This is a genomic window from Nocardioides plantarum (assembly GCF_006346395.1).
Classification (GTDB): domain Bacteria; phylum Actinomycetota; class Actinomycetes; order Propionibacteriales; family Nocardioidaceae; genus Nocardioides; species Nocardioides plantarum.
Genome location: NZ_VDMS01000001.1, coordinates 1 through 22,861 on the forward strand (window position 1 = coordinate 1; position 22,861 = coordinate 22,861).

Genomic DNA, 22,861 nt, shown 5'->3' on the forward strand with positions numbered 1-22,861 from the left:
TCCCGACAATAAACGATTACTAGCTATCGCCAGAATCATTGCCGAAAAAAACTAACCCATCAAAATCAATTGACGAGCAACAAACTAATTCGTCGACTATGACACACTGTTGAGTTCTCAAACATCAGATGCATACGCCCTCAAGATCCTTGCAGACCCGATCTGGCGCAACCTCGTAAACATTACCGATCCGTGTCGTCCGCGTCAACTCGAGGAGCTGGGCGGCTACTGGAGCCGGTGCCGGGCATGCAGACTCCCGTTGAGCTTGGGCCCGAGGGCCCCGAGTGGGAGTCGCTTACCGCGACAACCAGAACGTTAGAGCACGACATCCTGTGTTCACAAACCGGGGGTCTCCCGGACCGCTGCCGGGTGCCTGCGATGCCCGGAAACACTGGGATCCCCGGTGATCCAGAAGCGCCACACCCGATCGGGGGCCAGGCGCAGACCGGTCCTCGGACCGCGGCTGATCTCCACCGCCTCGTTGGGGAGGTCCAAGGTGACCGGCCCGCTGCCGTGGTCCGCGACGTCGGACCCGTCGTCGTCGAGCGAGATCGCGAGAGCACGGCAGAGCAGCCCGGGCCCGCGGGCCAGCTGTCGGTCGGCCACGCCGGGCCGCCGTTTGCGCGCCACGTCGACGCCGTCGACGACCTCCCCAGCGCGCAGTAGCACCGCCGCGGCGGTCCCCGCCTCCCCCACGACGACGTTGGCGCACACGTGCATCCCGTAGGACAGGTAGCAGTAGAGCCGTCCGGGCGGGCCGAACATCACCTCGGTCCGAGGGGTCCGGCCGCGGTAGGCGTGCGAGCCCGGGTCGGTGTCGCCGGCGTACGCCTCGACCTCGGTGATCCGGACCGCGACGCCGTCCTTGCGCAGGACCCCGCCGAGGAGCCGTGGCGCGACCTCCTCGGCGGGGCCGAGGAGCTCAGGCCAGCCGGGCACGGTACGACGCCACGCGTGTCCGCAGCTCGTCGAGCTGCTCGCGCACCCGCACCGGGGCGGTACCGCCACGCCCATCCCGGGCGGCGACCGAGCCCGCCACCGTGAGGACCTCGCGGACGGCAGGTCGCAGGTGCGGAGAGATGGCGGCGTACTGCTCGTCGGTGAGCTCGTCGAGCTCGACGCCGAGCTCCTCGCACCGCTGGACGCACGCGCCGGCGACCTCGTGGGCGATGCGGAACGGCACCCCCTCGCGCACGAGCCACTCGGCGACGTCGGTGGCCAGCGAGAAGCCCTGCGGCGCGAGCTCGGCCATCCGGTCGGTGTCGAAGGTCAGGGTCGCAACCATGCCGGCGAAGGCCGGCAGCAGCACCTCGAGGGTGTCGACGGAGTCGAAGACCGGCTCCTTGTCCTCCTGCAGGTCGCGGTTGTAGGCCAGCGGCAGTGCCTTGAGGGTCGCCAGGAGCCCGGTCAGGTTGCCGATGAGGCGACCGGACTTGCCCCGCGCCAGCTCGGCGATGTCAGGGTTCTTCTTCTGCGGCATGATGCTCGACCCGGTCGACCAGGAGTCGTGCAGGCGGACGAAGCCGAACTCCCGGGTGGACCAGAGGATCACCTCCTCCGCCAACCGGCTCACGTCGACCCCGACCTGGGCACACACGTAGGCGAACTCCGCGACGAAGTCGCGGGCCGACGTACCGTCGATGGAGTTGGCCGACGAGCCGGTGAACCCGAGCTCGACGGCCACCAGGGTCGGGTCGAGCCCGAGGGTCTGGCCGGCGAGCGCACCGGCGCCGTAGGGCGAGTCGGACGCCACCCGCGCGTCCCAGTCGAGCAGCCGGTCGACATCGCGCAGCAGGGGCTGGGCGTGGGCGAGCAGGTGGTGGGCCAGGAGCACCGGCTGCGCGTGCTGGAGGTGGGTGCGGCCCGGCATCACGGCATCGCCGTGGGCCGCTGCCTGCGTCGCGAGGACGTCGACGAGGTCGAGGACCCCGCCCGCGACCGGCCGCAGGTGGTCGCGCAGGTACATCCGGAACAACGTCGCGACCTGGTCGTTGCGGCTGCGGCCGGCCCGGAGCCTGCCCCCGACGTCGGACCCGACCTCGTCGAGCAGCAGGCGCTCGAGCGCGCCGTGCACGTCCTCGTCGCTGGGGTCGGGCAGCAGGACGCCGGCGGCGTAGCGCTCCCCCAGGACGTCGAGACCGCGCAGCAACTCGGTGTGGTCGTCGTCGGTGAGCAGACCGGCACGGCGCAGGGCGTTGGCGTGGGCGCGGGACCCCGCGAGGTCGTAGGGCGTCAGCCGCCAGTCGAAGTGGGTCGACCGGGACAGGGCGTCGAGCTCGGGTGAGGGTCCAGAGGCGAACCGGCCGCCCCAGAGCTTGCCCTCGTTGGTGGTGCTCACGGTGCTCCTTCTGCTGCGGCGATCCCGGCGACGGCGGCTCGCATGGCGTGGGTCAGCTCGGGCGCGACAGCGGTGCCGTCGCGCCCGAGGTCGTCGGGTGTCCACCAGCCGGCGGCGAGGACGTGGTCGACCTCGACGGCCCCACCGACGCTCCCCCAGCGCAGGATGCCCGGGTGGGCCGGGTCCTGGTCCTGCAGGAGCAGGACGGCGCCGCCGGGACTCACGGGGAGCACCCGCGCGGTGGGGCGGCGTACGGCGGGTGACACGAGAACCATCGTGTCAGGAGACCCGCTCGGGCGGGGGCCGGGCATCAGTCGGTGCCGAACTCCATGGCCGCGGCGTCGAGGGCCTCGTCGCTGCGGTCGCCGTCGGCGAGCGGGTTGCGGGAGATGCGGTCGTAGCCCCCCTGCTCGATCTCGCCAAACAGGGTGCCGTTCTCGACCAGCACCTGGCCCTGCTCGATCGGCTGCTGGGCGTAGAGCTCGAGCTTGGCGCGCGAGTCGGCGATGTCGAGGTTGCGCATCGTGAGCTGGCCGATCCGGTCGGTGGGACCGAACGCGGCGCTCTCGGTGCGCTCCATCGAGAGCTTGTCGGGGTGGTAGCTGAACGCCGGACCGTCGGTACGCAGCACCGAGTAGTCCTCGCCGCGGCGCAGCCGCAGGGTGACCTCGCCGGTCACGAGGGAGGCGATCCAGCGCTGGATGGACTCGCGGAGCATCAGGGCCTGCGGGTCGAGCCAGCGGCCCTCGTAGAGCAGGCGGCCCAGGCGCCGGCCCTCGGAGTGGTAGAGCGCGATGGTGTCCTCGTTGTGGACGGCGTTGAGCAGCCGCTCGTAGGCGATCCAGAGCAGCGCCATGCCGGGCGCCTCGTAGATGCCGCGGGACTTGGCCTCGATGATGCGGTTCTCGATCTGGTCGCTCATGCCGAGCCCGTGGCGACCACCGATCGCGTTGGCCTGGTGGACCAGCTCGACGACGTCCTCGAAGGGCTTGCCGTCGATGGAGACCGGACGCCCCGCCCGGAAGGCGATCGTGACGTCCTCGGTGTCGATGGCGACCGCGGGGTCCCAGAACTTCACGCCCATGATCGGCTCGACGGTCTCGAGCGAGACGTCGAGGTGCTCGAGGGTCTTGGCCTCGTGGGTCGCGCCCCAGATGTTGGCGTCGGTGGAGTAGGCCTTCTCCTGGCTGTCGCGGTAGGGCAGGCCCCGCGCGACGAGCCACTGGCTCATCTCGGTGCGCCCGCCGAGCTCGGCGACGAAGTCGGCGTCGAGCCACGGCTTGTAGATGCGCAGCTCGGGGTTGGCGAGCAGGCCGTAGCGGTAGAAGCGCTCGATGTCGTTGCCCTTGAACGTCGAGCCGTCGCCCCAGATGTCGACGCCGTCCTCGTGCATCGCCCGGACCAGCAGCGTGCCGGTCACCGCCCGGCCCAGCGGCGTGGTGTTGAAGTAGGTGCGTCCACCGCTGCGGATGTGGAAGGCGCCGCACGCCATCGCGGCGAGGCCCTCCTCGACGAGCTGGGTCTTGCAGTCGACGTGGCGGGCGAGCTCGGCGCCGTACTCGAGGGCCCGGACGGGGACGCTCTCGATGTCGGGCTCGTCGTACTGGCCGATGTCGGCGGTGTAGGTGCACGGGACGGCGCCCTTGGCGCGCATCCAGGCCACGGCGACAGAGGTGTCGAGACCACCGGAGAAGGCGATGCCGACGCGTTCGCCGACTGGGAGGGAGGTGAGGACCTTGGACATCAGAGTTCCTTGTCGGAATGAGGGGCGGAGTGGGGATCGGGTGCCGGGGCGCTGCCGGCGAGGGCGAGGAAGCGGCGAGCCAGGGCGTCGCCGCCACCGGGGTCGCGGCCGATGACCAGCACGGTGTCGTCGCCGGCGATGGTGCCGAGGATGTCGGGCACCTCAGCCTTGTCGAACGCCGAGGCGAGGTATTGCGCCGCCCCGGGCGGGGTGCGCAGCACGACGAGGTTGGCGCTGGCCTCCGCGCTGACGAGGAGCTCACCGCACAGCTTGGTGAGTCGCTGGGCGCCGGCCGCGGTCTCGCCCGACTTCAGGCGGCGGTCGCCGCCCTCGCCCGGTACGGCGTAGACGAGAGCACCGCTCGCAGAACGCACCTTGAGTGCGTCGAGCTCGACGAGGTCGCGGGACAGGGTGGCCTGGGTGACCCTCAGGCCCTCGCCCGCCAGCAGGTCGGCCAGCTCACCTTGAGAGTGGACCTCGTGGTGCGCGACCAGCTCGACGATGAGCTGGTGGCGTGCGTTCTTGGTGACCGGGACCCGGGCACCGGCCGTCGAGCCGCTCGAGGTCATCGTGACTCCTCGAGCAGGAACGCCAGGACCGCCTTCTGGGCGTGGCGACGGTTCTCGGCCTCGTCCCAGACCACGCTCTGCGGCCCGTCGATGACCTCGGCGGCGATCTCCTTGCCGCGGTAGGCCGGCAGGCAGTGCAGGGCGATCGCGTCGGGACGCGCCAGCGCCAGGAGCTCGGGGGTCAGCGAGTAGGGCGCGAACACCGCGGTCCGGGCGGACTCCTCGGCCTCCTTGCCCATCGAGATCCACGTGTCGGTGACGACGACGTCGGCGCCGGCCACGGCGCTCTCGGGCTCGTCGTACGCCGTGGCGGATCCGCCGGTCCCGGTGCCGATCTCGGTGGCCCGCGCGAACATCTCCGCTGACGGCTGGAACCCCGCCGGGGCGGCGATCCGGACGTGCATGCCGGCGGTGGCGCCGGCGAGCAGCCACGAGTTGCCCATGTTGCAGGCACCGTCGCCGACGAAGGCCACGGTCAGCCCGGCCAGCGCGCCCTTGTGCTCGCGGACCGTGAGCAGGTCGGCGACCAGCTGGCACGGGTGGAAGTCGTCGGTGAGCGCGTTGACGACCGGGACGCCGGCGTGCGCGGCCATGGTGTCGAGATCGGCCTGGAAGAACGTGCGCCAGACGACGACGGAGACCTGGCGGGCCAGCACGCGGGCGACGTCCTCGACCGACTCGCGCACGCCGATGCCGGCCAGGCGTCCCTCGACGAGCATGGGGTTGCCGCCCAGCTCGGCGATGCCCGCCCCGAACGACACCTGGGTGCGCAGGGTGGGCTTGTCGAAGATCATCGCCACCGAGCGCGGGCCCTCGAGCGGGCGCCGCGAGTAGGGAGCGGCCTTGAGCTCGGCGGCCAGGTCGAGCAGGCGGCTCTGCTCGGCGGGGGTGAGGTCGTCGTCGCGCAGGAAGTGACGCAGGGTCATCAGGACTCCCCCATCGCGTCGTCGAGGATCGCGGGCCAGGCCTCGAGGAACGCCGCGGCATCGGCCTCGGACAGCACCAGCGGCGGGGCGAGCCGGATGCGGTGCGGGGTCGGGTTGTTGACGATGAAGCCGGCCCGCAGGGCGGCGGCGGCGACGTCGGCGGACACGTCGGACGCCAGGTCGAGCCCGATCAGCAGCCCCTCGCCACGCACCTCGGTGACCCGCGGATCGGCCAGGAGGCCGTCACGCAGCTTCTGGCCCAGCACGGTCACGTGGTCGAGCAGGCCCTCGGCCTCGATCGTGTCGAGGACCGCGAGCGCCGCAGCGCACGCCACGGGGTTGCCGCCGAAGGTGGTGCCGTGGTTGCCGGGCTGGAGCAGGTCGCCGGCCGCACCCAACGCGATGCAGGCGCCGATCGGGAAGCCGCCGGCCAGCCCCTTGGCGAGCGTGACGACATCGGGCACGACGCCGCTGCGGTGGTGCTCGAGCCAGAGCCCGGTGCGGCCGACTCCCGTCTGGATCTCGTCGAACCAGAGCAGTGCTCCGTGTCGGTCGGCGACGGCACGGGCCGCGGCGAGGTAGCCCTCGGGCGGGACGACGACGCCGGCCTCGCCCTGGATCGGCTCGAGCAGGACGGCGGCGGTCTCGTCGGTCACGGCGGCGGCGAGCGCGTCGGCGTCGCCGTACGGGACGAAGGTGACGTCGCCGGGCAGCGGCTCGAACGGCGTGCGGTAGGCCTCCTTGGACGTCAGCGCGAGCGCGCCCATCGTACGGCCGTGGAACCCGCCTGCGGCGGCGACGACGTGGGGGCGTCCGGTACGGCGGGTGAGCTTGAACGCCGCCTCGACGGCCTCGGTCCCGGAGTTGGTGAAGAAGACCTTGCCGGGTGACGGGGTCTCGAGGCTCGCTTCGCTCGCACCTCGACCGCCGTCAGCGGTGACCAGCGCGAGGAGACGCTCGGCGAGGGTGATCTGCGGCTCGGAGGCGAAGAAGTTGGAGATGTGGCCCAGCGTCGACAGCTGCTCGGTCACGGCTGCGACGAGCGCCGGGTGGGCGTGCCCGAGGGCGTTGACGGCGATGCCGCCGAGCAGGTCGACGTACTCCTTGCCGTCGGTGTCCCAGACGTGGGCGCCCTCGCCGCGCGCGAGCGTGAGCCTGGGCGGACCGAAGGTGTTCATGAGGGAGGCTGCGTAGCGCTCCTGGTGCGGGTCAGCCATGGCCGGTGTCCCTCGCCTTGCGGGTCAGGGTCTCGACGCCGGGCAGGACCTGGGTGCCGACGCCCTCCTTGGTGAACAGCTCGAGGAGCACGGCGTGCGGCTCGCGCCCGTCGACGACGGTCGCGCGGGGCACGCCGCCCTCGACGGCCTGCAGGCAGGCCTTCATCTTGGGCACCATGCCGCTGGCGAGCCCGGGCAGCAGCTCGGCCAGCGACTCGGGGCTGATCTCACCGATGACGTCGTCGGAGCTCGGCCAGTCGAGGAACAGGCCCTCGACGTCGGTGAGCACCAGGAGCTTCTCGGCGCCGAGCGCGATGGCCAGCGAGGCCGCCGCGGAGTCGGCGTTGACGTTGTGGATCACGCCGTCGGCGTCGGGGGCGACGCTGGAGACGACGGGGATGCGGCCGGCCTCGATGATGTCGAGCACCGCCTCGGGCCGCACGTGGGTGACCTCGCCGACCAGGCCGAGGTCGACCTCCTCGCCGTCGACGACGGTGTTGGTCTGGGTAGCGGTGAACAGCCCGGCGTCCTCGCCGGACAGGCCGACCGCGAGCGGTCCGTGGTCGTTGATCAGGCCGACCAGCTCGCGCTGGACCTTGCCGACCAGCACCATCCGGACCACCTCCATCGCCTCGGGCGTGGTGACGCGCAGGCCGCCGCGGAACTCGGACTCGATGCCGAGCTGGTCGAGCATCGCGGAGATCTGGGGGCCGCCGCCGTGGACGACGACGGGCTTGAACCCGGCGAGCCGCAGGAAGACGACGTCCTCGGCGAAGTCGCGCTTGAGCGCGTCGTCGGTCATGGCGTTGCCGCCGTACTTCACCACCACGATCTTGCCGTGGTAGCGCTTGAGCCACGGCAGGGCACCCGCGAGGGTGCGGGCCTTGGCCTGGTCGGGCTTGCTGGAGTCGAACGCGCCGGTGGCGCTGTCGTTGTTCATGAGGAATAGGCGCTGTTCTCGTGGACGTAGGCGTGGGTGAGGTCGTTGGTCCAGACCGTGGCGCGCTCGGAGCCGGACTTGAGGTCGATGGTCACCGAGACCTCGCGAGCCTCGAGGTCGACGAGGGTGGGGTCCTCGTCGGGCGTCGAGCGACGGCAGACCCAGACGCCGTTGATCGCGACGTCGAGGTCGGCGGGGTCGAACGCGGCGGAGGTGGTGCCGATGGAGGCCAGCACGCGGCCCCAGTTGGGGTCCTTGCCGAAGACGGCGGCCTTGAAGAGGTTGCTGCGTGCCACGCTGCGGCCGACCTCGACGGCGTCGTCCTCGCTGGCCGCGTTGAGCGTGGTGATGGCGATGTCGTGGTCGGAGCCCTCGGCGTCGCGGAGCAGCTGCATGGCCAGGTCGGTGCAGAGCTGGGTCAGCGCCTCGGTGAAGTCGGGCAGGGCCGGCGTGATGCCGCTGGCCCCGCTCGCCATCACGGTCACGGTGTCGTTGGTCGACATGCAGCCGTCGGAGTCGAGCCGGTCGAAGCTGACCCGGGTCGCGGCGCGCAGGGCCTGGTCGAGGTCGGCGGCGGGGACGACGGCGTCGGTGGTGATGACGACGAGCATCGTGGCGAGGGCCGGTGCGAGCATGCCGGCGCCCTTGGCCATGCCGCCGATGCTCCACCCGGCGCCCTCGACGACGGCCTGCTTGCTGACCGAGTCGGTGGTCATGATCGCGTGGGCCGCCGCGTCGCCGCCGTCGGCGGCGAGGGCGGCGGCAGCGGCGTCCACACCGGCGAGCACCTTGTCGCGCGGGTTGGTCAAGCCGATCAGGCCGGTCGAGCACACGACGACGTCGACGGCGCCGATGCCGAGGTGCTCCCCCACGCGCTCGGCGACGGCGTGGGTCGTCTGGAACCCCTCGGGCCCCGTGTAGCAGTTGGCACCGCCGGAGTTGAGGACGACGGCGCGCACGACGCCGTCCTTGACGACCTCCTTGCTCCACAGGACCGGATTGGCCTGGCAGCGGTTGGCGGTGAAGACCGAGGCCGAGTCGAAGGTCGGGCCCTGGTTGACGACCAGGGCGACGTCGTCGCCGCCGCTGGACTTGAGGCCTGCGGCGACGCCGGACGCGGTGAAGCCGGCGGGGGTGGTGACGGACATGGGGTGCTCCTGGGCTGGGCTGGGATCGCGACTAGGCGAGGGGGGCGGGCTCGACGGTGTGGCCCCGTCGTCGCCAGGCCTCGGTCGCGCGCTCGACCTCGGGGGCCGGCACCAGCACCCACACGGTCGTGAAGGTGGTGATCACGTGCACCGTCACGTCGTCCTCGGCCAGGGGCGTCAGGAGGTCGACCAGGACGCCGGTGGTGGTCGACGTACCGGCGTCGGCGAGCGTGAAGCCGGTCAGGCCGCGGTCGCCGGGCACCTTGGTGGGCACCGATCGGCCGGCGCAGACCAGGGACGTCTCGGTCGCCGAGGCGGTGATGGAGAAGAGCGAGGACGACTCGGCCCACTCGGGCACGTCGGCGCCGGACGCGAGCTTGAGGACGGCGAGCTTCTCGGGGAACTGGTGGATGGTGCTCATGGGGCAAGTCCTACGGTGGAAAGGCCGAGGGTCTCGTCGAGACCCAGGGCGAGGTTGAGGCACTGCACGGCGGCGCCGGCGGTGCCCTTGGCGAGGTTGTCGACGGCACCGACTGCGACGAGGCGCCCGGCGGTCTCGTCGACGGTGACCTGGAGGTGCACGGCGTTGGAGCCGAGCACGGACTTGGTCTGCGGCCACTGCCCGGGGGGCAGGACTCGCACGAACGGCTCGTCGGCGTAGGCCTCGGCGTAGGCGGTGTAGGCGTCGTCGGCCGACACGCCATCGCGCACCGGGGCGCTGCAGGTCGCGAGGATGCCCCGTGACATGGGCACGAGCAGCGGGGTGAAGCTGACCCGCAGCTCGGCGCCGGCAGCGGCGAGGGGGGCGAGGTTCTGGGTGATCTCGGGCGTGTGCCGGTGCCCGCCGCCCACGCCGTAGGCGCTGGCGTTGCCCATGATCTCGCTGCCGAGCAGGTGGGTCTTGGCGGCCTTGCCGGCCCCACTGGTGCCGGAGGCGGCCACGACGACGACGTCGGGCTCGACGAGTCCGGCCGCCAGCGCGGGCGCGAGGGTCAGGGTGCTGACCGTCGGGTAGCACCCGGGTACGGCGATCCGCCGCGCCCCGCGCAGGACGTCGCGCTGGCGGGTGCCGTCGGGGTGCAGCAGCTCGGGCAGTCCGTAGGGCCACTGCCCGGCGTGCTCGCCGCCGTAGAACCTCTCCCAGACGCCCGGGTCGGCGAGCCGGAAGTCGGCACCGCAGTCGATGACGAGCACGTCGTCGCCCAGCTCGCGGGCCAGCGCGGCGGACTGCCCGTGCGGCAGGGCCAGCACGACGACGTCGTGGCCGCCCAGCGTGTCGGCGTCCGTGCGCTCCAGGACGCGATCGGCCAGTGGGACCAGATGGGGTTGCAGGGAGCCGAGCGCCTCGCCGGCGTTGGAGCCAGCGGTGAGCGTGCCGATCTCGACCGCGGGATGGCCGAGGAGGAGGCGCAGGGCCTCGCCGCCGGCGTACCCGCTGGCTCCGGCGACCGCGACACGGGGTCGGGAGGGGGACGTCGTCGTCATGTGCATCACCATACATGCGCCGGAATTATCATGCACAACGGGTTGCGGCCGGGTGGATATCAGGACGCGGAGAGTCCCGGTGGCCGCCTACGGTGCCGGCATGACTGGCACCCGTCTGAGCCCCGCGTCCTACCTCGACCACATCCAGGCCGAGTCCGCCCGCTTCGCCGCGGTCTTGAGCGACTGCGATCCCACCGCCCGGGTGCCGGCGTGCCCGGACTGGGACGCCGCCGAGCTGGTGTGGCACCTCGCCGGGGTGCAGTGGTTCTGGAGCGAGGCGATGACCCACCGTCCCGACGGGCCACCCGACGAGGAGCGCCGCCCCGCGCGCGCCGACTCCTACCCCGGTCTGATGGAGCAGTACGCCGACCTCTCGGCCGGCCTGGTCGACGCGCTCACCGGGCTAGACCCGGACGAGCCGGCCTGGTCGTGGGCCGACCACGTCCCCGACGGGCGGACCGTGGCCTTCACCCTGCGCCGCCAGGCCCACGAGGCGCTCATCCACCGCCTCGACGCCGAGCAGACCGCCGGTGCCGTCACCCCGCTCGACCCGGCCCTGGCCGCCGACGGCGTCGCCGAGCTGCTCGAGGTGATGTACGGCGGGGCGGCGCCTGCGTGGGGTCGCATCGAGCCGGGGGCGTACCTCGTCCGGGTCGACCTGACCGACGTCGCGACGTCGCTGTGGGTCCGCCCCTGCACCTTCCTGGGCACGCACCCGGAGTCCGGCAAGCGCTACGACGGCCCGCACCTGCTCGTGGTCGACGACCCGGGCACCGCGCCGTCGGCCGTCGTCAGCGGCAGCGGGGCCGACCTCGACGCGGCGTGGTGGAAGCGGCGCGGCCCCGAGGGGATCCAGGTCGGTGGCGACCGGGCGGCGTACGACGAGCTGGCCGCCGCCCTCAGCCCGCCGCTCGACTGATGCGCAGGACGCACGACGCGGCCATTCCTCCGGTTTCGAGGACAGGCACCGGTCCCGCCGCCTAGCGTCACGGGACCCGTCCCACAGAACCGGAGATCCCGTGCCCGCCGTGCCCCTTCGCCCTCCCACTGCCCGCGGCCTGCGAGCCGCCCTCGTGCTCGTGCCGGTGGCACCGCTGCTGGCGCTGGCCGGACTGGGCGGCAACCCGGCCCAGGCCGACCCGGCGCCGTACGTCCCGGCCGACGGCCCCCACTACGTCACGGCCGACTTCGGCTACACCGGCGCACCGGACAGCTTCATCGTTCCCGCGGGCGTCACGTCGCTCGAGGTGAGCGCCTACGGCGCCTCCGGCGGCAGTGCCACCCCCAACGACGGCTCCGGCCTCACCGCGCTGGGCGGACGCGGCTCGGTGGTGTCGACGGTCCTCGACGTCGTGCCCGGCACCGTCTACAGCGTCAACGTCGGCGGGCGCGGCGGCGACAACGGCGACGGCGGCGGTGCTGCGGGCTGGAACGGCGGCGGTGCCGGCGGCGGGGCCAGCCGGGTCGGCGCGGGCGGCGGCGGCGCGACCGACCTGCGCAGCTGCGCACCGGAGGATTCCGGGTGCGACTCCCTCGCCTCGCGAATCCTCGTCGCGGCCGGCGGAGGCGGGGCGGGATTCGGCTACGACAACGTCATCCCGGGCGCCGACGCGGACGCGGCCGGCGGCGGCTACGCGGGCAGCCGCGGCGCGGTGGACGGCGGCCAGCCCGGTACGGCGACCGCCGGCGGCGCCGGTGGGGCAGCCAGCGACGGCTTCGACCGGATCTCCCGGGGTGGCGACGGCATGCTCGGCAGCGGCGGGGTCGGTGGCGGGCGCACCGGACCGGACTACGTGCCTACTGTTCAGGAGAACGCCGGTGCCGGCGGCGGGGGCGGTGGCCTGTACGGCGGGGGCGGTGGCGGGGACAACCGCTACTACGGCGCCGCGGGCGGCGGCGGCTCGACGCTCGCACCCCCCGGTGGCGGCCAGGGCCTGGCCGAACCCGACACGGACGGCTTCCTCCAGCTCACCTACGACCTCGGCCCGATCACCTCCGTCGGCGTCACGCTCGGCTCCGTCGAGCTGCCGGCCAGCGGCACCGCCACCACGGTGGTGACGGTGTCCCCGCGCACCAGCGGTAGCACGGGGCTCCCCGGGCTGCACGTGACCCTGTCGAGCACGGACCCCGGCCAGAGCCTCGGCCCGGTGACCGACCTCGGCGACGGCGACTACACGGCCGTGCTCCACGGCTCGACCACGGTCGGCACAGCGTCCCTCCTCGCCACGGTCGACGGCGACGACATCAGCCCCAGCGGGGCCACCACCGTCGAGACGGTCTCCTACACGGCCCCGGCGATCAGGGCGACGCTCACCAGCGCGAAGCCGCGCTCGGGCGGCTGGTACCGCACCCCGGTGCGGGCGTCGTTCACGTGCAGCGGGAGCCGCCCGGTCACCTGCCCGGCACCCACGACCCTGTCCGCCAACGGCCGGAGCCAGGTCGTCACCCGCACGATCACCGATGATCAGGGGCGCTCGGCCACCGCGCGCGTCACGGTCAGCATCGACCGGACCAAGCCGGTCGTCAGGGTGACCGGTGCCCGCAACGGGGCGACGTACACCGCGAAGCGGAAGCTGACCTGCAAGGCCACCGACACGCTGTCCGGCGTGGCGTCCTGCAAGGTCACGACGCGGTCGCGCAAGGCCGGTCGGTCGACCGTGGTGACCTGGACGGGGACCGCCTACGACCGAGCCGGCAACAAGGCGACCACGACCGGGCGCTACACGATCAGGGCCCGCTGACACCAGCACGTGAGACCGCGCCGTGAAACCGGCGTGAAGGCGGTCTGAAACCGCCCGGGGCGAGAGTCGTGGCATGACCACACTCCACGTCCCGGGCGGCGACCTCGCCGTCCACGCCACCGGGCTCGTCAAGACCTTCGGCAGCTCCCGCGCTGTCGACGGCGTCGATCTCGACGTACGCCGCGGCGAGGTGTTCGGCGTGCTCGGCCCCAACGGGGCCGGCAAGACCACGATGATCCGGATGCTCGCGACGTTGCTGCCGATCGACGGCGGCCACGCCGAGATCTTCGGGGTCGACGTCGCGAGCCGCGCCCACGAGGTGCGCCAGCTGGTCGGGGTCACCGGGCAGTACGCCTCGGTGGACGAGAACCTCACCGCCCGCGAGAACCTCTGGCTCTTCGGTCGGCTCCAGGGCCTCACCTCGCGCCGGGCCAAGGCCACCGCCGCGGAGCTGCTCGGCAGCTTCGGGCTCGAGGAGGCCGCGAACCGGCCCATCTCGCGGTTCTCCGGCGGCATGCGCCGTCGTCTCGACCTGGCGGCCAGCCTGATCACCCGTCCGCCGCTGATCTTCCTCGACGAGCCCACCACCGGCCTGGACCCCCGCACCCGCGGCCAGATGTGGGACACGATCCGCTCCCTCGTCGCCGACGGCTGCACGGTCCTGCTCACGACCCAGTACCTCGACGAGGCCGACCAGCTCGCCGACCGGATCGCGGTGATCGACCGCGGCCGGACCGTCGCCGAGGGCACCCCCGACGAGCTGAAGTCGTCGGTCGGCACCTCGACGCTGCAGCTGCGGCTCACCGACCGGAGCCGGATCGCCGAGGCCGCCGACGTCGTACGACGCCTGCTCGGCGAGGAACCGGTCCTCACCCCCGAGTCGGGCGGGCTCAACGTCGCCCTCACCGACGCCGACCGGGCGGCCGACGTCCTCATCGCCCTGCGCCAGGCCGAGGTCTCGATCGCCTCGGTCAGCGTCGCCAAGCCCACCCTCGACGAGGTGTTCCTGGCCCTGACCGGGCACGGCACCGACGCCGACACCGACGCCGACACCGACACCGACACCGTCAAGGAAGCCTCCTGATGAGCACCCTCCTCACCCCGGCCGTCGACGTCGACCGGGCCACCCACCCGGCCCGCGACCTCGCCCCGCACGTCTCGCTCCAGGACACCGTCGGCCAGACGCTGTCGATGGCCTGGCGCGCGACCAAGAAGATGCGCCGCAACCCCGAGCAGTTCTTCGACGTCACGATCCAGCCGCTGCTCTTCACCGCGATGTTCGCCTACATCTTCGGCGGCGCGATCTCCGGTGACGTCGCGAGCTACCTGCCGATCATCATCCCCGGCATCCTGGCCCAGACCGCGCTCACGGCGTGCATGGCCACCGGGATCCAGCTGCGCGAGGACATGGACAAGGGCGTCTTCGACCGGTTCAAGTCCCTCCCGATCGCGCGGATCGCCCCGCTCGCCGGCCCGATGGTCGCCGACCTGCTGCGCTACGCCACAGCGGCCGTCCTGACCGTCGCCACCGGCCTGGCCATGGGCTTCCGCCCCGGCGGCGGGGTCCTCGGGACCCTGGCCGGCATCCTGCTCACCATCGCCGCCGGCTGGTCGCTCGCCTGGATCTTCACCTGGCTCGGCACCGTCGCTCGCACCGCGCAGAGCGTGCAGGGGATCTCGATGATGGTCATGTTCCCGCTGACGTTCCTGTCGAACGCGTTCGTCCCGTCGAGCACCCTGCCCGGCTGGCTCGCGGCGTTCGTGAAGGTCAACCCGGTCAGCCACGTCGTCTCGGCCGTGCGTGACCTGATGAACGACGGCCAGGTCACCGCCGAGGTCGGGTGGGCGCTGCTGGGCTGCGCGGTGGTCGTCGCGGTGTTCGCGCCGCTCGCCGTGAGGTCCTACTCGCGCAAGATGTAGCTGCCCCGGCGCCGACCTCCTGGCCGGGCGTGGGGTGGGTGCGTCGGCTGCGGCGGTCTCGAGGCTCAGGCCTGGCGGCCTTCGCACCTCGACCGGCGTGGGGGCGGCCTTCGCACCTGGCCGGGCGTGGGGTGGGTGCGTCGGCTGCGGTGGTCTCGAGGCTCAGGCCTGGCGGCCTTCGCACCTAGACCGACGTGGGGGCGGCCTTCGCACCTCGACCGACGGTGGGGGCGGTCGGGTCAGGCCTGGTGGTAGGCGTGCTCCTTCTTGTCCCCGCCGTAGTCGAAGCAGGTCTGGCTGCCCAGCAGGAGGTCACTGGGCACGCGGTACTGCTTCAGCACTGCGCAGTCCCAGGTGTCCTGGGTGCCCTCGATCTCGCGCCAGGCACCGTCGACCTTCGCCCACATCGCGGCGTAGCCCCCGCACTCGTTGACCGCACCGACCGCGTAGCCGTCGGTGCGCAGCGCGTCGACCGTGATGCCGACGGCGGCCCCGTCGCAGTCGGCGCGCTGGTTGACCTTCTCCGCGGCGCGCCCGATGAAGTCCTGGAAGTCCTTCGGCGCCCCCGTGAGCCGACGCGCGTCGGCCCGGTTCTCGATGAGGGGCGGCTGGGCCTCGCCGCCGGCGTACGCGATCAGCTCGGGCTGCGGGTCCGGGTCCGTGGTCGCCGACGAGGTCGGCTCGCTGGGCTCGCTCGGCGACTTGGACGGGCTGGAGGTGGACGTCGGCTCGCTCGGGCTCGGGTCGGTCGGCGGGTCGACCGTGGCCGGGGTGTCCGAGGCCGAGTCGGTGACCGCGGCCGGGTATCCCGGTCGGGTGCCGCCGTCGGGCTGGTCGGCCGTCTCGGGGGCGTCGTCGCCGCAGGCCCCGAGGACCAGCAGCGCTGCGGCTGCGACGGTCAGGCGGGCGGTCAGACGGACGGGCAGGAAGGGAAGGGTCGGGCGCTCCGAGTAGCTCATGTCCTCTTCGACGCACCGAGCCGGGCGGAAGTTGCAGACCCGAGCTCGGAGATCGCCGCATGGGCCTCGTCGAGCACGCTGGCGCCGCGCCGGCCGTCGTACGACGCGACGCGGCGCTCGAGCTCCCCCGGAGCCAAGGCATCGGCCGCCGCGACCATGGACTCCCACGCCATCGACGGGGAGTAGCGGCTGTAGGCGAACCGCTCCGCGAGCGCCAGGAGGGTCAGCCCTCGGTCGACGGACCCCTCCCGCAGCAACGCCCACGCGCCGAGCCCGAACAGGACGCAGCCGACCACGGGGTAGTCGAGTCGCCCGCGCGTCGGGTCGAGGACGCCGGCGGCCTTGGCGCTCAGCACGCGGTGGAGGTCGTCACCGCCGGGCGCGCTGCCGTGGCGGGCTTGGGCGCTGACCGCGGCGCTCTCGGCGAACAGGGTCCACGGCTCGTAGCCGGCCGACAACGCGAAGCCCGGGAACCTCAGGACCCGCACGTGGGCGACCGCCTCGTCGAAGAGCGCCAGCCCACCGGGCACGTCTCCGCGGGCCAGCTGGAGCTCGGCGCGGGTGGCGGGGACGATGATGGTGCCTCCCCACATACCGGTGCTGCGGCGTGCGCTCATCTCGTCCAGCAGTCGCGCGGCGTCGCCGAGCCGGCCGTCGGTCATGGCCGCGAAGGCCAGGATGGCGCGCAGCTGGATCGCGTCGTCGTCGGCTGCGAGCGCGTCGAGGACCTCGAGGGCGGCGACGGCGTGCGGGGTGGCGAGCTCGATGCGGCCGAGCTGGGAGTAGATGCCGGCAAGCTGGGTGTGCTGCAGGGCCCGGGTCCAGACGCCGTCCTCCTCACGCCACAGGTCGATGGCCCGCAGCGAGGCGGCTGCCGCGCCCTCGGGGTCGCCGTTGTTCTCCAGCCCGTGGCTGGCCCACTGCAGCGCGAGCATCGCGACGTGCCGGTCGGGGTCGTCGGCGTAGGCCATCAGCTCGGGCGCCGCAACGGTGTCGGTCGAGGTCATCACCCGGGACAGCGCGCGGGTGCCGGGATCGCTCGACCGGGGACCGAGCTGGTCGAGCAGGGCACGCGCCCGGGCGGGCTGCACCATCTCGGCGACGGCGGTGTTCATGACCAGCGCCGCGGCGGCCCGGCTGGTGGCGTCGGCGAGAGCCGGCGGCGGCTCCCAGGTCGCGACGAGCTCCTCGAAGGCCCCGAGCAGGGCGATGACGCGGGCGTGCTCGCCGCGGATCGTCCAACAGGCACCCAGGGCGGCGAGCAGGACCACCACCGTCTCGGGGTCGTCGTGGACGAGCGCCTCGCGCAGCACGTCGGCCAGGTTGTTGTCCTCGATCGCGAGGTGGCGCACCACGGCGATCTGGTCGAGGCCGTGGAGGCCGTCGAGCGACCTGGCTGCCAGGTCGGTCGCCCACGCCCGCAGCGTGGCCCGGGCGTCGTCCTCCTCGCCGCCCTCGACGAGGCGGGACCGCCCGAACTCACGGACGGTCTCGAGCATCCGGTAGCGCAGGGCGTCGGCACCGTCGGCTGCGTCGCGGACCGTGAGCAGGCTCTGGCCGGCCAGCGACTCGAGCGCACCGAGCGCGTCGTGGCCCAGCACGGCGTCGGCGCCGTCGAGCGCGAACCCGTCGTGGAAGACGGACAGCCGGCGCAGGGCGCGCCGGTCGGCCTCGCCGAGCAGGTTCCAGGACCAGTCGATGACGGCCAGCAGCGTCTGGTGCCGGTCGGGGGCGCCCCGGTCGCTCCCCCGCAGCAGCGCGAAACGGTCGTCGAGACGGCGGTCGATGTCGGCCACCGACATGGCCCGGACCTTGGCGGCCGCCAGCTCGATGGCCAGTGGCAGCCCGTCGAGCCGGGCGACCACGCGGCGTACGGCGTCGTCGTCGAGGCGTACGCCGGGGCGCGCGGCCTCGGCCCGTTGGCCGAAGAGCTCGACGCCGGCGTCGTCGGTGAGCTGGCCCAGGGCGAAGACCCGCTCGGCGGCGATGCCGAGCGGGGCACGGGTGGTCGTGACGACGCGCAGGTCCCGGGTGGCGGCCACGAGCGGGGCGACGAGGTCGGCGACAGCGTCGACGACGTGCTCGCAGTTGTCGAGGATGAGCAGGGTGGGCACCTGGTCGAGCTGCTGGGCGATCCGGCCGCGTACGTCGGCGCGCTGCTCGGCGGTGAGCACCCGGCGTCCGCTGACGGAGTCGCGCACGCCGAGCGCCGAGCCGACCTCACCGACCACGTCGTCGGGCGAGGCGACGCCGGCGAGCTCGACGAAGTGGACGACCGACTGGTCGGCCTCGCGACCGAGCAGGTGGGCCAGCCGGGTCTTGCCGAGCCCGCCCGGACCCAGGATCGAGGTCACCCGCGACTGGCGGACCAGCGCGCGCAGCCGGCGTACGTCGTCGTCGCGACCCACGAGCGGGGTCGCGTCGTAGTGGACGCCGCTGCGCACGGGGTTGTCGGCGGCCAGCAGCGCAGCGTGCACCGCCTGGAGGGCCGGACCGGTGTCGACGCCCAACCGGTCGCGCACCTCCCCGCGGTGCTGCTCGTAGCGGGCCAGGGCGACGGGAGCGCCATGGACCGCGGACTCGCTGCGCAGCAGCTCGGCGAGGGTCGCCTCGTCGGGGTCGGCGAGCGTCTCGAGGTGGGCGAGGGCCTCGTCGTGCTGGCCGAGCGCGGCCAGGGACCGTCCGAGCACGGCCGTGGCGGTGACCAGGTCGCGGCGGGCGTCGTCGCGCAGGTCGGCGAGCGGGGCCACCTCGGCGCCCCGGGCGACCGTCACGGCCAGCGCGGTCCGGGCGCGGTCGCGGGCCCCGGTGGCGTCGCCGGACGCCTCGGCCCGCACCGCGTCGCGCACGCGCTGGGCGAGGACCGCCACGTCGAGATCGTCGCCGGTGACGCCGAGGCGGTAGCCACCGTCGACGCGTACGACGACCTCGGCCGCGGTCTGCGACCGGGTGCGACTGACCACGACCTGGAGGGCCTTGGCCGGGTTGGCCGGCACGTCGTCGGCCCACACCGCCTCGACCAGGTCGGACTCGACGACGGCACGCCCGCGGGCTGCCGCGAGGGCGGCGAGCAGCGCCTGGCTGCGCTCGCCGGTGACGGCGTGTCCGCCGTAGGAGACCTCGTCGAGCAGCCGCAGCACCGGGGTCAGGCCTCGGGCGTCATCGCTGGGTGGCCCCGGTGCGCTCGGTCGCCGCCGCCACCGCGGCATCGCGCGCCGCTGCGGTCTCGTCGTCGGTGAGCGTGCGGTCGGGAGCCCGGAAGCGCAGGGCGAAGGCCAGCGACCGGCGTCCCTCGCCGACCTGCTCACCGGTGTAGACGTCGAACAGTCGGATCGACTCGAGCAGGTCTCCGGCACCCTCGCGCAGCGCGCTCTCGACCTCGGCGACCGTCACCGAGGAGTCGACGAGCAGGGCGACGTCCTCCTTGGCCAGCGGGTACGACGAGAAGTCAGGCCCCACGACGGCCTCGGGGACCGCGGCCAGCAGGACGTCGAGGTCGATCTCGAGCGCGGCGCTGCGCGGCGGGAGGCCGGTGGCGCGGCAGGCGTTGGGGTGCAGCTCGCCGGCGTGACCCAGGCTCACCCCGTCGACGAGCAGCTCGGCGCAGCGACCGGGGTGCCACGGGGCGAGGGACCCGGCCCGGACCTCCAGCGTGACCCCCAGCTCGTCGGCCAGCCGACGTACGACGGCGATCGCGTCGGACCAGCCCACGTCGCGGCCCGCACCCCACCAGCCGGCGCGCTCGCGCTCACCGGCCAGCACGACGGCGAGGTGCAGCGGCTGACGCGGCAGGCTCTCGACGAGCTTGGCGAGCTCGGCCTCGGAGGGGCGCCAGTCGACGCCGTAGATCGGCGCCGGTCCACGGTCGACCGGGAAGGCGACGGTGCCGGTCTCGAAGAGCGCCACGCCCGGGGCGCCGCGGCCGAGGTTGCGCGCCGCGGCCTTGAGCAGGCCCGGCAGCAGCGTGGTGGTGTAGCCGGGCTCCTCGCTGCTGAGCGGGTTGGCCAGACGGACGGTGTGACGGCGCGGGTCGTCGGCGGGCAGGCCGAGCTGGTCGAGCGCGGCGTCGCCGACGAACGGGAAGCTGATCACCTCGACGCACCCGGCACCGGCGAGCGTGCGGCCCACCCGTCGGCGCAGGCGCTGGTCACGGGTCAGACCTCGACCGGCACCGGGGGTCGGCAGCACCGACGGCACCTCGTCGTAGCCGACGATGCGGGCGACCTCCTCGACCAGGTCGTAGGGGTCGGTGATGTCGGGGCGCCAGGGCGGCGGGGTGACGGTCAGGAGCCCGTCGCCCCCGCCGTCGCCCTCGACCCGGCACCCGACGGCGCGCAGGTGGGCGACGGTGGTCCCGGCGCTGATGGGCATGCCGCTGATGCGCGCCGGGAGGTCGGCGTGGAGGCAGATCGGGCCGGGCTGCGGAGCGGCTCCGACGACGGTGACGCCGGGTGCGGCCGTCGCGCCGCCGTGGGCCACCAGCAGCTCCACGACGCGGTCGGCCGCGGCCTCGGTGACCGTCGGGTCGGCCCCGCGCTCGTTGCGCTTGCCGGCCTCCGAGGAGATCTTGTGGCGCTTGCCGGTGCGGAACATCGACGTGGCGTCCCAGTGGGCCGCCTCGACCAGCACCCGCGTCGTCGTCGCCGAGATCTCGGTGGCCTGGCCACCCATCACGCCGCCGAGGCCGATCAGCCCCGAGTCGTCGGTGACGACGAGGTCCTGGCCCGACAGGACCCGGTCGGTCCCGTCGAGGGTCGTCAGCCGCTCGCCCTCGCGCGCCCGGCGTACGACGATCGGCCCGGTGAGCCGGTCGGCGTCGTAGCCGTGGATCGGGCGCCCGATCTCGAGCATCACGTAGTTGGTGACGTCGACGGCCAGCGAGATGGGCCGCATGCCGGCCTGGGTGAGCCGTCGGGCCATCCAGTCGGGGGTGGGCGCCATGGGGTCGAAGCCCTCGACGAGGCGGGCGACGAACAGCGGGCAGCCCTCGGGGTCGTCGAGGACGACCGGGTAGCCGTCGCCGTCGGCAGCGGGGACCTCGCGGGCGGCGGGGTCGGTGAAGGCGACGTCGTAGGCGAGCGCGGCCTCGCGGGCGATGCCGCGCAGGCTCAGCGCGTAGGCGCGGTCGGGGTTGATCTCGAACTCGATCACGTCGTCGTGCAGCCCGAGCACCTCGAACGCGTCGTCGCCCGGTGCGCCGGCGTCGGCGGGCAGCACGATGATGCCGTCGCCGTCGCTGCTGAGGCCGAGCTCGGCGGCCGAGCAGATCATCCCGGCCGACATGTGGCCGTAGGTCTTGCGCGCACCGATGGCGAACCCGCCGGGCAGCACGGCACCCGGCAGGACCACGACGACGAGGTCGCCGACGTCGAAGTTGTGCGCGCCGCAGACGATGCCCTGGGGCTCACCGGTGCCGTTGGCGGCCCCGACGTCGACGGTGCACCAGTTGATGGTCTTGCCGTTCTTCTGCGGCTCGGGCTCGCGGGTGAGCACCCGGCCGAGCACCAGCGGCCCGGTGATCTGGTCACCGGGGCTCTCGATGGCCTCGAGCTTGAGCCCGAGCGCGGTCAGCCGCGCGGCGAGCTGCTCGGTGGTGACGTCGGCCGGCAGGTCGACGTAGTCCTTGATCCAGGAGACGGGGGCCTTCATCAGAGATCCGATCCGAAAGCGGTGGTGAAGCGGACGTCGCCCTCGAAGAGGTCGCGCAAGTCGGCGATGGCGTGGCGGAACATCAGGGTGCGGTCGATGCCCATGCCGAAGGCGAAGCCGGAGTAGCGGTCGCTGTCGATGCCGCAGGCGCGCAGCACCCGCGGGTTGACGATCCCGCAGCCGCCCCACTCGATCCAGCCCTCGCCGCGACACGTGCGGCACGTCTGCGGGCCGGTGTCGCCGCTGACCTGGCCCGCACCACGGCACACGAAGCAGACCAGGTCGACCTCGGCGCTGGGCTCGGTGAAGGGGAAGTACGACGGCCGGAAGCGGGTGATGATGCCCTCGCCGAACATCGCGGTGGCGAAGTGGTCGAGCGTGCCCTTGAGGTGGGCCATCGAGATGCCCTCGTCGATCGCCAGGCCCTCGACCTGGTGGAAGACGGGGCTGTGGGTGGCGTCGTACTCGTCGGTGCGGAAGACCCGCCCGGGGCACACGACGTAGATGGGGGGCGTGCGCGTCAGCATGGTGCGGGCCTGCACCGGTGAGGTGTGGGTGCGCAGGACGACGCCGCTGCCGGTATCGCTGGCGGTGTCGCTGGCGGTGTCGCCGCCGTCGCCCAGCTCGGTCCAGAAGGTGTCCTGCATGGTGCGTGCGGGGTGGTCGGGGCCGAGGTTGAGCGCGTCGAAGTTGAGCCACTCGGCCTCGATGACCGGGCCCTCGGCGACCTCCCAGCCCATCGCCACGAAGATGTCGGCGATCAGCTCGGACCCGGTCGTCAGCGGGTGCCGGGCACCTGCGGGGAACCGGTCGGTGGGCAGGGTGACGTCGACGGTCTCCTCGACGAGCATCCGCTCCTCGTGCTCGGCTTCGAGCACCGTCTGGCGGGCCGCGAGGGCCTTCGACACGGCACCGCGGGCCTGGCCGACCCGCTGCCCGGCCTCCTTGCGGGCCTGCGGCGGAAGGGCGCCGATCTCGCGGTTGGCCAGCGCCAGCGGCGAGCGGTCGCCGGTGTGGTCGATGCGCACCTGCTTGAGGGCGTCGAGGTCGGGAGCCGCGTCGATCGCGGCGAGCGCGGCGTCGCGCGCGGCGTCGACCTCGTCGGGCTTCAAGGCGTCGACCTCCACAGGGTCGTAGTCGGTGTTGGGTCCGGACACGACGCTGAGTCTAGGAACGTCCGGCGGGTCGCGGCGACGGGGTTGCCGCCGGGACACCGCCGGAACAC

Annotated in this window: 19 protein-coding genes; 4 read left to right on the forward strand and 15 right to left on the reverse strand. The window is 73.2% G+C overall.

Going from position 1 to position 22,861, the window contains the following annotated elements:
* Window positions 1-336: 336 nt before the first annotated feature.
* Genes FJQ56_RS00005 through argC form a run of 11 tightly spaced genes read right to left on the reverse strand, consistent with a single transcriptional unit; the run spans window position 337 to window position 10,373 of the window.
* The gene (locus FJQ56_RS00005) at window positions 337-939 is read right to left on the reverse strand and encodes a DNA-3-methyladenine glycosylase (protein ID WP_246083912.1); all 603 of its coding nucleotides are present in this window, start codon (window positions 937-939) and stop codon (window positions 337-339) included.
* Window positions 923-2,338, reverse strand: coding sequence for an argininosuccinate lyase (argH, locus tag FJQ56_RS00010; protein WP_140007182.1), 1,416 nt, complete (start codon window positions 2,336-2,338; stop codon window positions 923-925). Before argH ends, FJQ56_RS00005 begins: the two co-directional genes overlap by 17 nt.
* The gene (locus FJQ56_RS00015) at window positions 2,335-2,613 is read right to left on the reverse strand and encodes an NUDIX hydrolase (protein WP_140007183.1); all 279 of its coding nucleotides are present in this window, start codon (window positions 2,611-2,613) and stop codon (window positions 2,335-2,337) included. Before FJQ56_RS00015 ends, argH begins: the two co-directional genes overlap by 4 nt.
* Window positions 2,614-2,648: 35 nt before the next feature.
* Window positions 2,649-4,082 carry an argininosuccinate synthase gene (gene argG, locus FJQ56_RS00020; RefSeq protein ID WP_140007184.1) on the reverse strand — a complete coding sequence of 478 codons (1,434 nt, stop codon included), beginning with the start codon at window positions 4,080-4,082 and terminating at the stop codon, window positions 2,649-2,651.
* On the reverse strand, window positions 4,082-4,651 hold the full coding sequence (locus tag FJQ56_RS00025; RefSeq protein WP_140007185.1) for an arginine repressor: 570 nt from the start codon (window positions 4,649-4,651) through the stop codon (window positions 4,082-4,084). Before FJQ56_RS00025 ends, argG begins: the two co-directional genes overlap by 1 nt.
* Window positions 4,648-5,577, reverse strand: coding sequence for an ornithine carbamoyltransferase (argF, locus tag FJQ56_RS00030; RefSeq protein WP_140007186.1), 930 nt, complete (start codon window positions 5,575-5,577; stop codon window positions 4,648-4,650). Before argF ends, FJQ56_RS00025 begins: the two co-directional genes overlap by 4 nt.
* Window positions 5,577-6,794: an acetylornithine transaminase gene (locus tag FJQ56_RS00035; RefSeq protein WP_140007187.1), complete on the reverse strand. Its 1,218-nt coding sequence runs from the start codon at window positions 6,792-6,794 to the stop codon at window positions 5,577-5,579. Before FJQ56_RS00035 ends, argF begins: the two co-directional genes overlap by 1 nt.
* Window positions 6,787-7,734: an acetylglutamate kinase gene (argB, locus tag FJQ56_RS00040; protein WP_140007188.1), complete on the reverse strand. Its 948-nt coding sequence runs from the start codon at window positions 7,732-7,734 to the stop codon at window positions 6,787-6,789. Before argB ends, FJQ56_RS00035 begins: the two co-directional genes overlap by 8 nt.
* Window positions 7,731-8,882: a bifunctional glutamate N-acetyltransferase/amino-acid acetyltransferase ArgJ gene (gene argJ, locus FJQ56_RS00045; protein ID WP_140007189.1), complete on the reverse strand. Its 1,152-nt coding sequence runs from the start codon at window positions 8,880-8,882 to the stop codon at window positions 7,731-7,733. The genes argB and argJ overlap by 4 nt, the downstream gene beginning before the upstream one ends.
* A 31-nt stretch (window positions 8,883-8,913) precedes the next feature.
* Window positions 8,914-9,303, reverse strand: a complete 390-nt coding sequence (locus tag FJQ56_RS00050; RefSeq protein WP_140007190.1) for an ACT domain-containing protein — start codon at window positions 9,301-9,303, stop codon at window positions 8,914-8,916.
* Complete coding sequence (gene argC, locus FJQ56_RS00055) at window positions 9,300-10,373, reverse strand: N-acetyl-gamma-glutamyl-phosphate reductase (protein ID WP_140009614.1); 1,074 nt, start codon at window positions 10,371-10,373, stop codon at window positions 9,300-9,302. Before argC ends, FJQ56_RS00050 begins: the two co-directional genes overlap by 4 nt.
* Window positions 10,374-10,467: 94 nt before the next feature.
* Between argC and FJQ56_RS00060 the strand changes: the two genes are divergently transcribed.
* The 4 genes from FJQ56_RS00060 (at window position 10,468) to FJQ56_RS00075 (ending at window position 15,028) form a co-directional block, all read left to right on the forward strand.
* Window positions 10,468-11,286, forward strand: a complete 819-nt coding sequence (locus FJQ56_RS00060; protein WP_140007191.1) for a maleylpyruvate isomerase family mycothiol-dependent enzyme — start codon at window positions 10,468-10,470, stop codon at window positions 11,284-11,286.
* Between the two features lie 109 nt (window positions 11,287-11,395).
* Complete coding sequence (locus FJQ56_RS21905) at window positions 11,396-13,108, forward strand: Ig-like domain-containing protein (protein WP_170215210.1); 1,713 nt, start codon at window positions 11,396-11,398, stop codon at window positions 13,106-13,108.
* Window positions 13,109-13,181: 73 nt separating this feature from the next.
* The gene (locus FJQ56_RS00070; protein ID WP_140007192.1) at window positions 13,182-14,192 is read left to right on the forward strand and encodes an ATP-binding cassette domain-containing protein; all 1,011 of its coding nucleotides are present in this window, start codon (window positions 13,182-13,184) and stop codon (window positions 14,190-14,192) included.
* The gene (locus FJQ56_RS00075; RefSeq protein ID WP_140007193.1) at window positions 14,192-15,028 is read left to right on the forward strand and encodes an ABC transporter permease; all 837 of its coding nucleotides are present in this window, start codon (window positions 14,192-14,194) and stop codon (window positions 15,026-15,028) included. Before FJQ56_RS00070 ends, FJQ56_RS00075 begins: the two co-directional genes overlap by 1 nt.
* A gap of 239 nt (window positions 15,029-15,267) precedes the next feature.
* Here the strand turns inward: FJQ56_RS00075 and FJQ56_RS00080 are convergent, their stop codons facing one another.
* The 4 genes from FJQ56_RS00080 to pheS are packed head-to-tail and all read right to left on the reverse strand — an operon-like array spanning window position 15,268 to window position 22,793.
* Window positions 15,268-15,987 (reverse strand): hypothetical protein, encoded by a 720-nt coding sequence (locus tag FJQ56_RS00080; protein WP_140007194.1) that lies wholly within the window; start codon window positions 15,985-15,987, stop codon window positions 15,268-15,270.
* Entirely contained in the window at window positions 15,984-19,127 is a 3,144-nt protein-coding gene (locus tag FJQ56_RS00085) for an ATP-binding protein (RefSeq protein WP_211350706.1), read from the reverse strand. Before FJQ56_RS00085 ends, FJQ56_RS00080 begins: the two co-directional genes overlap by 4 nt.
* A 19-nt stretch (window positions 19,128-19,146) precedes the next feature.
* A complete protein-coding gene (gene pheT / locus FJQ56_RS00090; RefSeq protein ID WP_140007195.1) occupies window positions 19,147-21,636 on the reverse strand; it encodes a phenylalanine--tRNA ligase subunit beta in 2,490 nt (829 codons plus the stop codon).
* A complete protein-coding gene (gene pheS / locus FJQ56_RS00095) occupies window positions 21,636-22,793 on the reverse strand; it encodes a phenylalanine--tRNA ligase subunit alpha (RefSeq protein ID WP_140007196.1) in 1,158 nt (385 codons plus the stop codon). The genes pheT and pheS overlap by 1 nt, the downstream gene beginning before the upstream one ends.
* Window positions 22,794-22,861 lie beyond the last annotated feature (68 nt).

What these genes read in the sequence shown, in the direction of transcription:
- FJQ56_RS00015 (WP_140007183.1), bottom strand. Translation starts at nt 2,613, where the DNA reads ATGGTTCTCGTGTCACCCGCCGTACGCCGCCCCACCGCGCGGGTGCTC.
- argG (WP_140007184.1), bottom strand. Translation starts at nt 4,082, where the DNA reads ATGTCCAAGGTCCTCACCTCCCTCCCAGTCGGCGAACGCGTCGGCATC.
- FJQ56_RS00025 (WP_140007185.1), bottom strand. Translation starts at nt 4,651, where the DNA reads ATGACCTCGAGCGGCTCGACGGCCGGTGCCCGGGTCCCGGTCACCAAG.
- argF (WP_140007186.1), bottom strand. Translation starts at nt 5,577, where the DNA reads ATGACCCTGCGTCACTTCCTGCGCGACGACGACCTCACCCCCGCCGAG.
- FJQ56_RS00035 (WP_140007187.1), bottom strand. Translation starts at nt 6,794, where the DNA reads ATGGCTGACCCGCACCAGGAGCGCTACGCAGCCTCCCTCATGAACACC.
- argB (WP_140007188.1), bottom strand. Translation starts at nt 7,734, where the DNA reads ATGAACAACGACAGCGCCACCGGCGCGTTCGACTCCAGCAAGCCCGAC.
- argJ (WP_140007189.1), bottom strand. Translation starts at nt 8,882, where the DNA reads ATGTCCGTCACCACCCCCGCCGGCTTCACCGCGTCCGGCGTCGCCGCA.
- FJQ56_RS00050 (WP_140007190.1), bottom strand. Translation starts at nt 9,303, where the DNA reads ATGAGCACCATCCACCAGTTCCCCGAGAAGCTCGCCGTCCTCAAGCTC.
- argC (WP_140009614.1), bottom strand. Translation starts at nt 10,373, where the DNA reads ATGCACATGACGACGACGTCCCCCTCCCGACCCCGTGTCGCGGTCGCC.
- FJQ56_RS00060 (WP_140007191.1), top strand. Translation starts at nt 10,468, where the DNA reads ATGACTGGCACCCGTCTGAGCCCCGCGTCCTACCTCGACCACATCCAG.
- FJQ56_RS00070 (WP_140007192.1), top strand. Translation starts at nt 13,182, where the DNA reads ATGACCACACTCCACGTCCCGGGCGGCGACCTCGCCGTCCACGCCACC.
- FJQ56_RS00075 (WP_140007193.1), top strand. Translation starts at nt 14,192, where the DNA reads ATGAGCACCCTCCTCACCCCGGCCGTCGACGTCGACCGGGCCACCCAC.
- FJQ56_RS00080 (WP_140007194.1), bottom strand. Translation starts at nt 15,987, where the DNA reads ATGAGCTACTCGGAGCGCCCGACCCTTCCCTTCCTGCCCGTCCGTCTG.
- pheT (WP_140007195.1), bottom strand. Translation starts at nt 21,636, where the DNA reads ATGAAGGCCCCCGTCTCCTGGATCAAGGACTACGTCGACCTGCCGGCC.